The 15,859-nt window shown below is 43.2% G+C and carries 15 protein-coding genes; 12 read left to right on the top strand and 3 right to left on the bottom strand.

The features are described 5' to 3' along the window. Positions 1-17: 17 nt before the first annotated feature. The 7 genes from ABVF09_RS04715 to phoU all read left to right on the top strand — a co-directional run bounded on the left by ABVF09_RS04715 (position 18) and on the right by phoU (position 7,629). Positions 18-2,135 carry a peptidoglycan D,D-transpeptidase FtsI family protein gene (locus ABVF09_RS04715; RefSeq protein WP_026569938.1) on the top strand — a complete coding sequence of 706 codons (2,118 nt, stop codon included), beginning with the start codon at positions 18-20 and terminating at the stop codon, positions 2,133-2,135. A 321-nt stretch (positions 2,136-2,456) separates the two neighbouring features. Next, the gene (locus ABVF09_RS04710; protein ID WP_371068702.1) at positions 2,457-3,425 is read left to right on the top strand and encodes a phosphate ABC transporter substrate-binding protein; all 969 of its coding nucleotides are present in this window, start codon (positions 2,457-2,459) and stop codon (positions 3,423-3,425) included. A gap of 77 nt (positions 3,426-3,502) precedes the next feature. Further along, positions 3,503-4,426, top strand: a complete 924-nt coding sequence (pstC, locus tag ABVF09_RS04705; RefSeq protein WP_026569940.1) for a phosphate ABC transporter permease subunit PstC — start codon at positions 3,503-3,505, stop codon at positions 4,424-4,426. After that, positions 4,426-5,313 carry a phosphate ABC transporter permease PstA gene (gene pstA / locus ABVF09_RS04700; protein WP_026569941.1) on the top strand — a complete coding sequence of 296 codons (888 nt, stop codon included), beginning with the start codon at positions 4,426-4,428 and terminating at the stop codon, positions 5,311-5,313. The genes pstC and pstA overlap by 1 nt, the downstream gene beginning before the upstream one ends. A gap of 72 nt (positions 5,314-5,385) precedes the next feature. Beyond that, a complete protein-coding gene (gene pstB, locus ABVF09_RS04695) occupies positions 5,386-6,153 on the top strand; it encodes a phosphate ABC transporter ATP-binding protein PstB (RefSeq protein WP_235162463.1) in 768 nt (255 codons plus the stop codon). 17 nt (positions 6,154-6,170) lie between these two features. Then, positions 6,171-6,947, top strand: coding sequence for a phosphate ABC transporter ATP-binding protein PstB (gene pstB / locus ABVF09_RS04690; RefSeq protein ID WP_026569943.1), 777 nt, complete (start codon positions 6,171-6,173; stop codon positions 6,945-6,947). A gap of 22 nt (positions 6,948-6,969) precedes the next feature. Continuing rightward, complete coding sequence (gene phoU, locus ABVF09_RS04685; RefSeq protein WP_026569944.1) at positions 6,970-7,629, top strand: phosphate signaling complex protein PhoU; 660 nt, start codon at positions 6,970-6,972, stop codon at positions 7,627-7,629. A gap of 685 nt (positions 7,630-8,314) precedes the next feature. Here the strand turns inward: phoU and ABVF09_RS04680 are convergent. Next, on the bottom strand, positions 8,315-8,791 hold the full coding sequence (locus ABVF09_RS04680) for an endolytic transglycosylase MltG (protein ID WP_026569945.1): 477 nt from the start codon (positions 8,789-8,791) through the stop codon (positions 8,315-8,317). Positions 8,792-8,802: 11 nt separating this feature from the next. Next, on the bottom strand, positions 8,803-9,162 hold the full coding sequence (locus tag ABVF09_RS04675) for a hypothetical protein (RefSeq protein ID WP_026569946.1): 360 nt from the start codon (positions 9,160-9,162) through the stop codon (positions 8,803-8,805). Between the two features lie 377 nt (positions 9,163-9,539). Between ABVF09_RS04675 and rpmG the strand changes: the two genes are divergently transcribed. The 4 genes from rpmG (at position 9,540) to ABVF09_RS04655 (ending at position 13,229) form a co-directional block, all read left to right on the top strand. Next, positions 9,540-9,689 (top strand): 50S ribosomal protein L33, encoded by a 150-nt coding sequence (gene rpmG / locus ABVF09_RS04670; RefSeq protein WP_026771167.1) that lies wholly within the window; start codon positions 9,540-9,542, stop codon positions 9,687-9,689. A gap of 384 nt (positions 9,690-10,073) precedes the next feature. Then, on the top strand, positions 10,074-10,631 hold the full coding sequence (locus ABVF09_RS04665) for a 5-formyltetrahydrofolate cyclo-ligase (RefSeq protein ID WP_026569947.1): 558 nt from the start codon (positions 10,074-10,076) through the stop codon (positions 10,629-10,631). Positions 10,632-10,693: 62 nt separating this feature from the next. Further along, the gene (locus ABVF09_RS04660; RefSeq protein WP_026569948.1) at positions 10,694-10,882 is read left to right on the top strand and encodes a hypothetical protein; all 189 of its coding nucleotides are present in this window, start codon (positions 10,694-10,696) and stop codon (positions 10,880-10,882) included. Positions 10,883-11,582: 700 nt separating this feature from the next. Next, on the top strand, positions 11,583-13,229 hold the full coding sequence (locus ABVF09_RS04655; RefSeq protein ID WP_371068701.1) for a rhomboid family intramembrane serine protease: 1,647 nt from the start codon (positions 11,583-11,585) through the stop codon (positions 13,227-13,229). Here ABVF09_RS04655 and ABVF09_RS04650 read toward each other — a convergent pair. Further along, positions 13,202-14,083, bottom strand: coding sequence for a hypothetical protein (locus ABVF09_RS04650; protein WP_371068700.1), 882 nt, complete (start codon positions 14,081-14,083; stop codon positions 13,202-13,204). The two genes, ABVF09_RS04655 and ABVF09_RS04650, sit on opposite strands and share 28 nt — an antisense overlap. Positions 14,084-14,275: 192 nt before the next feature. Here ABVF09_RS04650 and ABVF09_RS04645 point away from each other — a divergent pair, with 192 nt between their 5' ends. Then, positions 14,276-15,739: a spore germination protein gene (locus tag ABVF09_RS04645; protein WP_026569951.1), complete on the top strand. Its 1,464-nt coding sequence runs from the start codon at positions 14,276-14,278 to the stop codon at positions 15,737-15,739. The last annotated feature ends 120 nt before the right edge of the window (positions 15,740-15,859 follow it).

Genomic DNA, 15,859 nt, shown 5'->3' with positions numbered 1-15,859 from the left:
TATAAAGGGGGAGCGATATGGGAAAGAAGAAGAAAAAAAGAGCACAACTTCCCTTTCGTTTAAATATATTGTTTTTGTTTGTCTTTTTGCTGTTTTCCGGCTTGATTTTGCAGCTGGGTGTTGTGCAAATCTTGAACGGCGAGGAAGCGCAGGATGAAATCAACCGAACGGAGAACACGATTTCAGAAATACCGGTACCCCGGGGAAAGATGTTTGACCGTTACGGGCGCCTGGTATTGGATAATGAACCGGTACGTTCGATCACCTATACGGCTCCTAAAAATGGAGCGAAAGCAGAAGATCGCCTCGATTTGGCGAAGAAACTTGCTGGTTATATCGACATAGAAGATGCTGAAGAAAAAGTCAGTGAACGGGATAAACAGGAGTACTGGTATCTCTTAAATGAAGAAGATGCTCTAGAGAAGCTTACAGATGAAGAAAAGGAAGAGTTGGATAACGGCGATCAATACAATACGATGCTGGAACGAATCACGGAAGAAGAGCTGGCAGAAATCGAGTGGAACGATGACTTGCTCGAAGTGATCGCGATTAAAAAAGAATTGGACGCAGCTTCAGAGCTATCTCCTCACATTGTTAAAAATGAAGGAGTCACAGAAGAGGAGTATGCAAAGGTCTCCGAGCATTTAGGTGAATTGGAAGGAATCGACGCAACGATTGACTGGAAACGTATTTCTGCTGTAGAAGGCACTTTCTCCGACATTATCGGAAGTGTATCCAGCACGGAACGCGGCATACCGAAAGAAAATGAACAGTACTACTTAAGCAGAGGGTATAGCCCGAACGACCGTGTCGGTATCAGCGGGTTGGAAGAACAGTACGAAGCCGAGCTCAAGGGGACCAAAGAAAAGGTCGAGTATATCACCGACAGCAGTGGTAAGGTAGTCAATACAGAAGTGGTCACCGAAGGACAGCGCGGGAATGATTTGATGCTGACTATCGATATGGAGCTACAGCAGGCTGTTGATAAAATTGTCCGGGAAGAACTGAAAACCGCGATTGAAATGCATCCATCCAAAAACCAATACATGTCTGATGCGTTGGTCGTCATGATGGATCCGCAAACGGGTGAAGTGTTGACCATGTCTGGGCAACACTATGACAGAGAGGAAAAGGAATACCGCAACCAATCCTACCGGACGCTTTACGATGCACATCGTCCTGGTTCCGCTGTGAAAGGTGCGACCGTGTTGTCAGGTTTGGATGCCGGAGTAATCAATCCGGGAACAGTGTTTAATGATAGAACGATTAAAATAGGCCAGTTGGAAAAATCATCCTATAAAGATTTAGGACCTGTCACTGATATCCAGGCTTTACAAGAATCATCCAACGTGTACATGTTCCATATTGCCATGCGCATGGCGGGAGAATTCAATTACCACTATGGCATGAAGTCGATGAACTTTGATCCCCAATCCTTTACGACGATGCGGAACTATTTCAAGCAATTCGGTCTCGGTGTCGAAACGGGAATCGATTATCCTTATGAAGCGACAGGTTATGTAGGTCCCGACCCTCAAGGCGGTAACTTGCTTGACTTTGCCATCGGTCAGTATGACACCTATACAACGATGCAGTTGGCCCAATATGTCTCTACATTGGCCAACGATGGCTACCGCATACGACCACGTTTGGTCAGCGAGATAAGATCCCCTAAGCCTGATCGAGATGAGCTTGGTTCTGTCGTCGAAAGCTTTAATACGGATGTCTTAAACAAAATCGAAATGGATGATAAATACTTGGATCGTGTCCATGAAGGTTTCCGCAGGGTTATTACCCAAGGAACAGCGGAAGGACATGGATGGGGAAGCCTGAGTGAGTATAAAGTCGCGGCCAAAACGGGTACAGCGGAAAACGAAGTATACAAGGATGGCAAAAAGCTAGCTGATACGGAAAACCTCAGTCTTGTCGGATATGCTCCATATGACGAACCGGAAGTGGCCTTTGCCATCATCGTGCCGAACAACGGAACAGGGAACGGTCAGTATGATATCAACCATAAAATCGGAACGAGGATCATCAAGAAATACTTTGAATTGAAAGAAAACCGTGATAAAGACGGTGTGAACAAAGAATTGAAACAGAGCAAGGAAGGAAAAGAAGAAGTAGAAGATTAAATCAATAAAACGAGATTACAGGAGAAGCCCTTGGCAATATATTGCCAAGGGCTTTTTTGGTTGAAAAGTGAAGATATCTGCGTTTGCCCTTTGTGCCTGCCGCACCTTCGGTCACAGGTGACGGCCGCTTTCCCGCCATTTAAGTCATTCAGGAACTTTCACCCCTGCCTCACAACAAAATCTACCAATCAGGACTATTTATCTAGTAAATTTACACGATCTTTACAAGCAGTTAACTGCTACTTAAAACTAACACGTTACGATGTATTTGTAGCCGGATAGGCGACAATCATTTTATAAGACTATAGGGGGAACAAACTTATGAAGAAAACGAAGTTATTATCCTTTGCTGCATTGTTGATTTTACTGATAGGGATGTTGGCAGCATGTGGATCAAGCAATGGAGAAGAACAAGAATCAAACGGTTCGAATGAAACAGATCAAGAGAGAGATGCCGGACAAGGTTCTGAAAGTGAATCAGACGAAGGTGCAAGCGATGAAAGTGCCTCTGGCTCAATTACCATTTCCGGCTCTAGTGCTATGCAGCCGCTGGTAGCAGCCGCAGCAGAACAATTCATGAGTGAAAACCCTGAAGCAGACATTCAAGTCAACGCCGGCGGATCTGGTACAGGTCTTAGTGAAGTGTCTGAAGGAACAGTAGATATTGGAAACTCGGATGTGTTCGCAGAAGAAAAAGATGGCATTCCTGCTGATGAATTAGTCGATCACAAGGTTGCTGTAGTTGGGATGACTGCGGCAGTGAATCCTGGAGTGGGAATTGATGATATTTCGAAAGAAGATTTGAAAAAAGTATTCACCGGAGAAATCACGAACTGGTCTGAATTGGGTGGAGAAGATGTTGATATTACGCTGGTCAACCGTCCGGATTCATCTGGAACCCGCGCAACTTTCGTGAACTTCGGTCTTGATGGAGAAACTCCTGCAGAGGGTGTCACTGAAGATTCTTCTAATACGGTAAAGCAAATTATCAGTGAAACTGAAGGCGCGATTGGTTATCTGGCTTTCTCTTACTTTACCGATGACTCTGTAACACCCCTGTCAATAGATGGAGTGGAAGCAAATGATGAAAACGTACAAAGCGGTGAATTCCCGATTTGGGCTTATCAGCACTCTTACACAAACGGAGAAGCAGAAGGCCTTGCCAAAACGTTCCTTGACTACTTAATGAGTGATGAAGTCCAAACCGGTCTATTACCTGAGCAAGGATATATCGCTTCGACCAAAATGCAAGTAGAACGTGATGCAGAAGGAAATCAAACAGATAAATAAGATGGAAAAACAAGAAAAAAAGCAGGGTAAATGCTAAAAAGCATTTGCCCTGTGATGACTTATTAGGGGTGTTTACTATGGAAAATAAAGCAGCTCTATCAGCGGGAGAGCGATTAATAAAATCAAAACGAAACAGGTCTTTAGGTGAATTGAGAGGGAAAATTCTGGTTACGCTGTGTGCGTTAATCATGATTACAGCGACAGTGTCCGTAACAATTTTCCTGACTGTGAAGGGGCTGCAATCTTTTCTAGTTAACCATGTAAGTCCCATTGAGTTTTTAACCAGCACCAACTGGAACCCGTTAGCAGACGATCCGAGCTATGGTGCATTGCCATTCATTTTTGGTTCATTGGCTGTCACCTTCCTCTCCGCATTGATTGCAGCGCCGTTAGGCATTGGCGGAGCGATCTTCATGACAGAAATAGCCCCGTCTTGGGGCAGGAAAGTCCTGCAGCCAGTCATTGAGCTGCTGGTAGGAATTCCTTCTGTTGTTTATGGATTCATAGGGCTTACAATTTTGGTTCCTTTTATTAGAGAACATGGCACTGGGACCGGTTTTAGTATTCTTGCAGGTACCATCGTACTGTCCATCATGATTTTGCCGACGATCACTACCATTGCAACGGATGCGATGGGAGCTTTGCCGAGCAGTTTACGAGAAGGTTCTTTGGCGCTCGGAGCGACTAGATGGCAGACAATCCGGAAAGTATTGCTGCCGGCCGCATTGCCATCTTTGTTGACAGCAGTCGTTCTTGGGATGGCTCGGGCATTTGGCGAAGCATTGGCGGTCCAAATGGTCATCGGAAATGTCAGGAGCCTGCCGGCCAGTTTACTAGATCCTTCTGCCACGCTAACGACGATCATTACACTAAACATGGGGCACACCACCTATGGAAGTGTCGAAAACAACACGTTATGGTCCATGGGTCTGATTTTATTGATTATTTCGTTTGTCTTCATATTAATTGTCCGATACTTGTCATCTAGGAGGAAAATCTAATGAACAGCAAGGTAGCAGATCGAATCGCCACAGGAGTCTTTATCGCAATAGCCTTTATCATCGTTGCCATTCTGGCCGCGCTGTTCTCGTTTATTCTGTTCAGAGGTGTACCGCAAATTTCCTGGGAATTTTTGACCACTCCTTCCAGCTCTGTACGGGCAGGAGGGGGAATCAGGGATCAACTATTCAATTCTATTTATATTTTATTTATCACGATGCTGATCACTGTACCGCTTGGAGTATGCGGTGGTATTTATATGGCGGAATATGCCAAGCCGGGAAAAGTGACCAATTTCATTCGATCTTGTATCGAAATGCTTGCCTCCCTGCCTTCGATCGTCGTCGGTATGTTCGGGCTCTTGGTTTTTGTCAACACGACAGGGTGGGGCTATACCATTATAGGCGGTGCGCTGGCTTTAACGATTTTCAATATTCCGGTTATGGTGCGTGTCAGTGAAGATGCCATTCGATCTGTTCCTGCTGAAATGAAAGAAGCAAGTCTGGCCTTGGGCATCACTCATTGGCATACAATCAAGACAGTGCTGATTCCATCGGCATTCCCGGGAATCTTGACAGGCGCCATTCTTGCGTCAGGGCGTGTATTCGGAGAAGCGGCAGCTCTGTTGTTTACAGCGGGGCTGTCTACACCGCGGCTTGACTATCTGGACTTAAACCCTTTTTCAGAGACTTCTCCGTTGAACATTTTTCGACCGGCGGAAACGTTGGCTGTTCACATTTGGGCAGTGAATACAAATGGTATCATGCCGGATATCAGGGAAATTGCAAATGGATCTTCTGCAGTCCTGGTTTTGGCAGTATTGATTTTCAACTTATTGGCAAGGTGGCTCGGCAGCGCCGTCCATAAAAAAATGACGGCAGGTAAATAAATGAATAAAGGGGTATTCGATATGGCTGCTACAATTACAATTGAACCAAAGTTGCATAAACATCCGACAGCAATGGAGATAAAAAGAGAAACCATACTGCAGACAGAGGACCTGAGTATTTATTATGGGGACAATCAGGCAGTGAAACATGCCAACCTGGATATAGAGAAAAATGCCATAACTGCATTGATCGGTCCTTCTGGTTGCGGGAAGTCGACATTTCTGCGCAGTATCAACCGGATGAACGATTTGATCCCGGTTTCTTGGAATGAAGGGAAAATAATGTATGAGGGCGTGGATATCCTTTCAAAGAACATTAATACAATCGCACTGCGTAAAGAAATCGGCATGGTTTTTCAAAAACCGAATCCATTTCCTAAATCAGTCTATAACAATATCGCGCATGCTTTACGATTCTATGGAATCCGCAAGAAAAAGCAGTTAGATGAAATCGTCGAAGAAAGCTTGCGGAAGGCTGCCTTATGGGACGAGATTAAAGACAGGCTGCACGATTCTGCTTTATCGTTGTCAGGAGGACAACAACAGCGACTTTGCATCGCCCGGACACTTGCAATGGAACCTAACGTACTACTGCTCGATGAACCTTCATCTGCTCTGGATCCGATTTCCAATGCCAAAATTGAAGAGTTGATTTTGCAATTGAAGGAAGACTATTCGATTGTTATTGTCACGCATAACATGCAACAGGCTTCCAGAATCTCGGACAAAACAGCGTTTTTCTTGAATGGATCTGTCATTGAATATGGAGAAACCGAGAAGATTTTCACCAATCCGGATCAAGAAAAGACAGAAGATTATATTTCTGGCAGATTCGGATAAAGGGAGGGAACAGAGACATGAACAAGACAACAACCACAGTGAAACCGGTTTTTCATGTACAAGACATGAACTTATGGTATGGAAACAACCAGGCATTGAAAAATGTCCATCTCGAAATTCCGGAGAATGAAGTGACGGCGGTAATCGGGCCATCTGGATGTGGAAAATCGACTTTTGTCAAAACGTTGAATTTGATGGTTAAAAGGATTCCAAGTGTTAAATTATCAGGTGAACTGCATTTTAACGGACAAAATATTTTAAAAGACAAAGTAGATTTAGTTAACCTAAGAAAACAAATCGGAATGATATTTCAAAAAGGAAATCCTTTCCCGCAATCCATTTATGATAATGTAGCGTATGGCCCGAGAATACATGGAATGAAAAGGAAAAAAGAACTGGATGAAGTGGTGGAAACTTCTTTGAAGCAAGTTGCTTTATGGGACGAAGTGAAGGATCGCTTGAACAGTTCTGCTCTTGGTTTATCAGGCGGACAGCAGCAACGTCTTTGTATTGCCCGTGCAATTGCCACCAAACCCAGTGTTGTATTGATGGATGAACCCACTTCGGCTTTGGATCCGGTTTCCACTCTCCGGATCGAGCAATTGATCAGCGAACTGAAGAATCAATACACCATCGTCATTGTGACCCATAATATGCAGCAGGCTGCGAGAATATCTGATCAAACAGCATTCTTTCTTCATGGCGAAATAATAGAAGCTTCGGATACAGATAGTTTGTTTTCAGTGCCATCCGACAGACGGACAGAAGACTATATAAGCGGCCGGTTCGGTTAATTCATAGGAAAGAGGAGATAAGATGGTTGCAAGAGAACAGTTCCAGGTAGAATTGACTGCGTTAAGGAGCCAAATAATCAGTCTTGCCCACGAAACGGAAAAAATGCTGGAAAAGTCTATGGAAGCATTGTATAACCAGGACATCGACCTGGCCAACGAGATAATCGAATACGATAAGCAACTGGATGAAAAGGAGCTGAAAATCAATGAAGATGCGATTTTGATGATTGCCCGGCAACAGCCCGTTGCAACAGATTTACGAAGGTTGATCATCGCTTTGCGCATTTCCTCTGATTTAGAAAGAATGGGCGATAACGCAAAAAACATAGCGAAAGCAGCCATTCATTTAGGCGAACACCATGGACTGACAATCCACCCCGCCTTAAATGATATGAAGCAAACGGCTTTAAAAATGGTGGACCTTTCCGTCAAAGCTTTTGAATATGAGGACATCACTCTGGCGAGAAAACTGGCGGAGCTGGATGATCTTGTCGATAACATGTATGGTGAAGTAGTAAGGGAAATGCTCGAAAAAACGGCGACGAACCCACAAAAAATACAACACATCATGCAGATGGCTTTTAGCGCAAGGTACATTGAACGTTTTGCCGATCACACCACCAATATCGGTGAAAGCATCCTTTATTTGGTTAAAGGGGAAACATTGGACTTAAATAAATAGTCTATAAAACCAAATGTGGCCGACACAAGGGGATCAAGCAAAGAGGAGCAGGGACAAAAGCATAGTGCCAAAGTAGAAACCGGACGATTCCACAATTGGTCCGGTTTTCTCGTAACCTGGCTTAGCGCACTATCAAACAAAAGGTTAAAAGAAGTTTCTCTGTCAAATGTGGTGGTGCGATTTTTCTTCCACCCTCTCTTTATCGAAAGGCTCAGAACAGCTATTTTACTCAGACCGCAATAAACCCGCTTTCCGCGGGCGAACGCCCGAGCCTCCTCGCAAAACCCGCTGCGGGGTCTCGGCGGCCCGTTTTTCCGCAGGAGTTTCGCTTATTTTCCACTGCTACGCTATTTCGCTCTATAGAGCCTTTTTAACTGCTTGCTGCCATAAGATTTTATGCTTTAATCGTTCAAAGTCTTTGATGCCAAAAAAATCTCGTTTTAAAACGAATACGTGTCTTCTTTATCTACCTTTCCTGTGACCTTGCACACTGCAGGAATACCCATCACGACAGGGACACCACCACATTCAGTATAGAGCCTAAAAGAAAAGGGTATCCAAATCAAAAAACGAGCGAATTCTAAGTGCTATTCGAATTCGCTCGGTATCGCTTTGAGTGCCATGTCAGGCTACTTTACATGCGGATTTTCCTTATATACACACCGCCATCGTTCAAGCATGACGCTCAACGGGTGATTGTTTCAGCAATCTCTTGATAAGACATGTCTTCTTCTATATGAAACTCACCGGTCTGGATTGCGGTACTATAATTTTGATCGGTTAAATAATCAGTGAAACTCTGTCGGTCTTCCACTATACCTGCTTTATAGAGGGTATCGATGATTTCCTCCGTATTCATACCCGGTTTGATTTGTAAGTCTATACTGGCAGGTGTCTTTCCTTCTTGTTCCTCCGTTTTTTCTTCGTCTTCCTCGTCTGCTGGTCCGGCTTGTTCATCATCTTTTGATTGTTCTGTCTGTATTTCGTCCAGCGTTTTAACGACATATCCTTCTGCTTCCAGCTTGTTAACCATCTCGGAAGCCGGCATCTCTGCATTTGATTGTTTTGTTTCTGTCGGTTTTCCTTCGATATAATAGCTGACGCCAAGCACGAATACAGCACTCAAGAGGCCAAGGGCGAATGCCCTTATCGGTTGCTTCATCCTGATTCTCCTTATCTCTTTGAAGAAAATTGTTTTATAATGGAATGTATGTCATGCTCATTCAAGGAAGTTTCCCTGGCAATTTGTTCGACTGACTTTCCCTGGTGATTGAGTTCCAGGATTGTTTGGTACATGGGCGGCGTTGTGCCTTGTGAAGCAGGATTGGTGTTTTCCATAAAATCCATGTCGTCCGCAAGCAGTTCTTCTTCCAGAATTCTTAGCTTTTTCTTCATTTGATAGGATTCTTGCATGGAAGAAATGGAAAGCTGCTCTAATTGCTGTTCGATGTCTTTGAATCGGTCGTTCATAAAAAAGGATAAAATCAATAAAATGATGGATACTGCCAATAAGGCAGATAGTGCATAAACCATGGTAATTCCTCTTTTCTTAAATACTTTATATGAAAATCCTACTGAACTCACATATATATAATAGAAGTGCGACCAGTCCTTTTACCTGGATGAAGACACAGGAATCTGGAACTTACCGTTTTATACTATTTCAAAACTTGTTTCGTTTTCCTGTTAAATGGCGAAAAAATATCAAGCATAAAGTTCTTGCTTATGGTTACTGAAAGAAGTATTGGTTGTTTCCATTAACAGTTATATCATATTCTATCGATTATTTGAATGCTTTCTGTTAAGAGGTTGAAATTGTTATGTTTTTTTGGTAATATTATTAAGTCTGAAAAATGATATGTAAGATTGAAATGTTGATTACATTTGAAGAAGGTTTGGAGGGATAAAGAATGCGTGTAAACATTACACTTGCTTGCACCGAAACTGGTGACCGCAACTATATTACTACTAAAAATAAACGTAAGCATCCAGAACGTTTGGAGCTAAAAAAATATTCTCCACGTTTGCGTCGGCATACACTGCACCGCGAAACAAAATAAGCTTACAGTAAATCCGGTTCACCCGGAAGCTGTATGTGTTAAAACCCTCACCAACATAGTTTGGCGGGGGTTTTTATTTGTTGAATTCATGAATCTCCTCATTTAAATGACGCGAAAATTGGCTCAATACTGAATGTGGTGGTGTCCTCTTTCTTGATGGGTGTTCCTGCATTGTGCAAAGAAATACACTCATTCCCTCTGCGGCCTGAGTAAATTAGCTGTTTTTAGAATGCGCTTTCGAAAAAGAGAGGGTGGAAGAAAAATCACACCACCACATTTGAGAGAGAACCGGAAAGTTGCGGAAGCTTACCAAGCTTGCTTTTCATTTGATATGATGGAATCAAAGCATGGCAAAGCGAGCATTAAAGGATAGGGGGCTGGGTAATGAAAAAAAGCGAATGGAGGACGATGGCTAAACAATTGCTAAAAGACATGCCTGCTGAAAAAAGGGAATCGATAGAAACAAAGTTGGCGTCACACTTATTCGATTCGGTTTATTGGAAAAGGGCCAATACAATTGCTTTGACTGTCTCCCAACATCACGAATGGGATACCAGGATGATCATCGAAAGGGCGTGGAAGGAAAAGAAAAACGTTTGTGTCCCCAAGTGTTACCCGAAAGTTCCGGAAATAATATTTTATCATTTGAAGTCCTATGACCAATTAGAGTGTGTTTATATTGATTTACTGGAACCAAATCCTGATGCAGCCCAGTCTATCCCGAAGCAGCAAATTGACCTGGTCATCGTCCCGGGCTTATTGTTTGATCGGCAAGGCTATAGGATCGGCTATGGCGGGGGATATTACGATCGCTTTCTATCCGGTTTTTCAAATTCCACCCTTGCTTTGACAAGTAATGAACAGTTAATTGATGAGGTTCCAAGAGATACTTACGATATTGCGGTTGATCATCTCATAACGGAAACAGGATTGATATTTTAGAAAGCATAAAATTGATTCACCTGGTGCATGATAAGAGCATCCAGTGAGAAAGGGTGTAGAACATGAGGTCATTTCTGATTGCATGCTCGATCATTATCACCGCCGGTATGATTTTTCAAAAACGATTTAAAATACTTAACGCACTGCTTGCAGTCAATACACTGCGAAAGCTTGCTGTGACTGTTTCGATGAACATTCCGTATGTGCGGTCAAAAATCATGCCTGCTATTTTAGGGCGCTCAGCATCATAAGCTGAGTGTCTTTTTTATGAAGCAAATTAAGTGATTTGACTTCTACACTTATAGTATAAACTGCGACATAGTTTGAATGCGTCTTCCTTTTGTTGAGTTGGAGTTCTACGCTGCGAAAATACCCTGCGCTTTCCCCGGGCGGCTGGTGAGCTTCCTCGAGCTGACGCTCTGCGGGATCTCACCGAGGCCTTTCCTCCCGAGGGAGTCACCGGGTATTTTCTTCGCTGGGAACAGCTTTCTGTTTAGAAACGCCTCGAAATTTTTATTCATGGTACTCTATGCACCGTATCATCAAAAGACATTGCCAGGGAACAAGCAGAAAGTCCAAGAACAGGATAATAAATGGAACTTCAACTATCTATTTATGAAAAGAAGTACACATTTCCTGACAAAAGCTTTTAAGATGGCTTGTTGGGACTCAAAGTCTCTAGGTTTGCGATAACACCATGCTTCTTGGCGTAGGTAGCATGCGTAGACTCCAGCGGGAACAGCGCGAGCTGAAGATCCACTAGGTAAAGCGGTTTTCTTTACCTAGTTAGCTGAAGCCGTGCCCGCGGAAAGCGAAGTATGCTACCGAAGCGGTGGTTAGCACGCTTTTTGAATAGGACATTACAGTTACTGCGCATTTTCTATCTCCAGTGCATATACAATAATTTTTTCATTATTGGTCCTGTTTTAAAAAAGTGACAGAGAGGAGCTAGTGGACAAGGCGGTTCATCCTTTTCATCTGAGTGGCGAGACGATCACAGGTTGGTTTTTTGTCATTGAGACGGTCATACATGGTAAGATAAAAGGGAGAGGGAGTGGCATCATGTATGTACAAGATGAATATTATTTTTTGAATTTAGCTAATGACTTGGTCCATGACCATGACTATGAAATACTCCATATCGATCAGGACAGTCAGGAGATTTGGCTCGAGAAACAACAAAAAGATACATCGAATGTCATCCGGCTGTATCATAAAAGTTTTGATTGGGGAAACCATTTAAAAAATGACATGGCTCAAGTCATTTATAAGGTGCAAAATTTACGCAAACTGCTTGGTGGCAAAAAAGTGAAAATACACGATGTATATGTGGCAGCACAACCCCCTGTCGATGATTGGGAATCCTTGAAGAAACCGTTGCTTGTAAAGGATAAAAAGCAGACAGAAATGCATGTGTATTATTTGGACGAAAGGAACCGTATAAGTGAAAAGCATCGATTATATGACAATTTGGGACTTGATGATCGACCGTCCGTGCAGTCCGACAACGAAGGAACAATGGAGCGCCAGTCATATGAATTGAAAAGCCTTTTAAAAAAACGCCTGGTTGAACAACAACAGGCCGAGCAGTCAGTATTCCAGAAGGGGCGTCCTTTGTTTACATATATCTTACTTGCGATCAATGTCCTTTTATTTTTTTTATTGGAGAGGCATGGAAGCAGTTTAAATACACAGTCACTGATCGAGTTCGGCGCAAAGTACAACCCGGCAATCCTGCAAGGAGAATGGTGGAGGCTCATTTCTTCCATGTTCCTTCATATAGGTGTTGTCCACTTGCTCATGAATATGATTGCTTTGTTTTATCTCGGCACAGCGGTAGAAAGACTCTATGGATCAAGCCGGTTTATCATAATCTATTTTCTGGCCGGATTAACAGGCGGTCTTGCCAGCTTTGCCTTCAACACGCAAGTTTCGGCCGGTGCATCCGGAGCTATATTTGGTCTTTTCGGTTCTTTGCTTTATTTCGGTGTGCTTTACAAGCGGTTGTTTTTTCGGACGATGGGCTGGAACCTTTTGTTTATATTGGCTTTAAATATTGCTTTTGGTTTGATGATGCCGCAAATTGACAATGGTGCACATATCGGAGGGTTGCTTGGCGGTTTTTTGGCCTCTGCTTTCGTTTCCCTACCCGGTAAAAAGAAATGGTTGAATCAATTGGGGGGATTCCTGCTTTACCTTTTAATGGCAGGCGGTCTGCTATTTTATGGTATGCACTTTTCAGCTGCCAATCTTCTTCAGCTTGCCCAGCAATCCTTAGACCAAAAAGAATACCAACGCACCATAAACTATACGGAGAGAGGGCTTGAAGATGGGACTGAATATCAGGCCGAGCTTTTATTTTACCGATCACTGGCACATTTGAAATTAGATGAAACAGAAGCAGCAATCGATGATTTAGAGAAGAGTCTGGAAGCGAAACCGGATTTTGCCGAGGCGCATTACAATTTGGCTTTGTTGTACGCCAGCCATGATCAAATTGACAATGCGAAACAACATGCAGAAAAAGCTTTGAACCTGCAACCGGATAACGATGATTTTGGGAATCTGGTTCACCGTTTGTCATCGAATGAAGGATAGGCCTGCAGCAGTTGCTGTTTTTCTTCGTTTTCATCTTGAAAGAGCACCATTAAATGACTTCCATCATTCGCAAATAAAAGCAAAGGGATGAACGTATTGATCGGTTGCTTGTTATTTTGACTGCCTGCAATTCCAAGGATGTAATGTTTATAGAGTCCTTCCCAAAGCTGTCCGATGACCTGTTGACTTTCCGTGTCTGTCAATCCCGGAAGTGGCAGGTCTTCGTATTTTGCCAAATCTGTAAGTGGAACGATGGTATAACTATCAACCGGAATATCAAAGTGATTGATCAGCTGGTTCCAATGAAAACTGAGTTGCTGGTTGGTGGCTGTATCAAGTGTATGCTTCCATTCTTCCTGATTTTTATTTAGAGGCTGGTCAAAAGATTCCAAGGCTGTATGCGGAGAATCAATAACATACAATTCATCAGAGGACATTGCCTGGATGCTTTTGATCTTATCATCCGGATAATGAATCTCTCCGTGATGAAAAGTGATGGCTTGGAAATGACTGCTGTCTTCCCCGTGGATAGGGGACTTTTGTTCAATGGTTTGTCCGTTCTCTTTCCATTTACTAAGGATTCCTTTCAATTTTCCGTCTATATACAATAAGGAAACATCCTGCCGCAAATAAATAGGGCGTTCTAATTCTGAGGCTTCCTGCCAACGTACGCCGTATTCATCTGTATCTATTTCGGACAAGATTTTCAGTTCTGTATGATAAGAAGAAAATGACACTTTATCGTCCAATGGAAAGTATTTTAGTACTGTTTTCTCTTTGTCGGTGAGGAAAAATAAGCTGGCAGCAAGTAAGGCGGCAAATAAAATGACCGGAATGAGCAAGTTTTTTTTCATGTAACTACTCCTTTAACAGCTTGTCATTTGTTGCTTAATTGAATATATGTGCCGTATAGGAGTTATATGAAACGAAGCTGGTTGTAAGTTTATATGCCGAAGGGGTCATAGTGTTGTATTTTTTTCCGTATGGTTCGAACCTAAACGGTACAAGCTAACAGTGTTAAAGAAATCACCATATAGGATGAGAACATGGACAACGAAACGAAAAAGGTACCAGTACATCGTGACCTGGAAAAAAATGTTGAATACATGCGAGAGCGCCTCGGAGTGGACAAAAGCTTCGATGTCATTCACATGGACTTGGAGTATGCAGGAAGGAAAATGGCTTTATTTATGGTTGATGGCTTTGTCAAGGATGATATCCTCCATTTATTGATGAAGCTTCTATCAAGACTTGAGCCAGATCAGTTGGACCCTGACCCACTTGAAAAACTGCTGAAAACGCATTTGCCTTATATCGAACTGGACAAGTCAGAGGATTTGGATAAAACCGTGGATACGGTACTGGCCGGGCCAACAGCATTGTTAGTGGATGGAATCCGTTATGCCATCATCATTGATGCACGTACTTACCCAGTCAGGAGCCCCGACGAACCGGACTTGGAAAGAGTGGTAAGGGGATCGCGTGACGGCTATGTAGAAACAATTGTCTTTAACACTGCTTTAACCAGAAGAAGAATTCGTGACCGTTCATTGCGTATGGAGTATTTAAGTATAGGGAGAAGATCCAAAACAGATATTTGTCTTTGCTACTTGGAAGACATTGCCGACAAACGCAGAGTGGAGACGTTAAAAAAACACCTGAAGAAAATCGATACAGACGGTCTTCCGATGGCAGAGAAGACCATTGAAGAATATCTTTGTGGAAGACATTGGAATCCCTATCCGACTATACGTTACACAGAACGTCCGGACACGGCCGCGGCCCACATTTATGAAGGGCACATATTGGTGATTATCGACGGGTCGCCCAGTGTTATGATCACACCTGCCACCTTCTGGCATCATTTACAGCATGCCGAAGAATACCGGCAAAAACCTCTGGTAGGGGCCTATCTGCGGATGGTTCGTTTTGTTGCAGTGATCGCTTCCATTTTTATTCTTCCTTTATATTATTTGCTCTCGACAAGGCCGGAATTGCTTCCGGAGGCACTTGCTTTTATCGGACCGAACGAAGACGGCGCCATTCCGATATTGATCCAGTTTTTGATAGCAGAAGCAGGAATAGACATGCTTCGGATGGCGGCGATCCATACACCTACTGCGTTAGCGACTGCACTTGGACTTGTCGCGGCCATATTGATTGGACAAGTTGCTGTCGAAGTGGGGCTGTTTTCTTATGAAGTCGTGCTATATCTTGCAGTAGCGGCGATTGGAACATTTGCTACACCTAGTTACGAGCTCAGTCTTGCTAATCGCATATTCCGGATTGTCCTTCTTATTGTAACAGCTATTTTTGGAGTGAAAGGCTATGTTGCAGGGATTACGATTTGGATTTTTTACTTGGTCCGGATAGACTCTTTCCGGATTGGCTATCTATGGCCGTTCTTTCCATTTTCTGCCCGGCCGTTGCGAGATATTGTGCTTCGCTCTCCGATTCCATTGAAAAACAGAAGACCTACATTTTTAAATCCACAGGATCCCGATCGATAACGAGGTGTGTAAGGTAAGCCTGCAGAAACAGAAGATGTTCCTGCAGGCTTTTCACTGTTTTTGCGAGCCCTGATCATTAAGTGTCATTCTGCATAAACTGACAATTAGTGGTTAATCATT

The organism is Sediminibacillus sp. JSM 1682029, assembly GCF_041366435.1.
Taxonomy (GTDB): domain Bacteria; phylum Bacillota; class Bacilli; order Bacillales; family Amphibacillaceae; genus Sediminibacillus; species Sediminibacillus terrae.
Note: the sequence above shows the minus strand (reverse complement) of the source record. Positions and strands in the feature narration are given on the sequence as shown.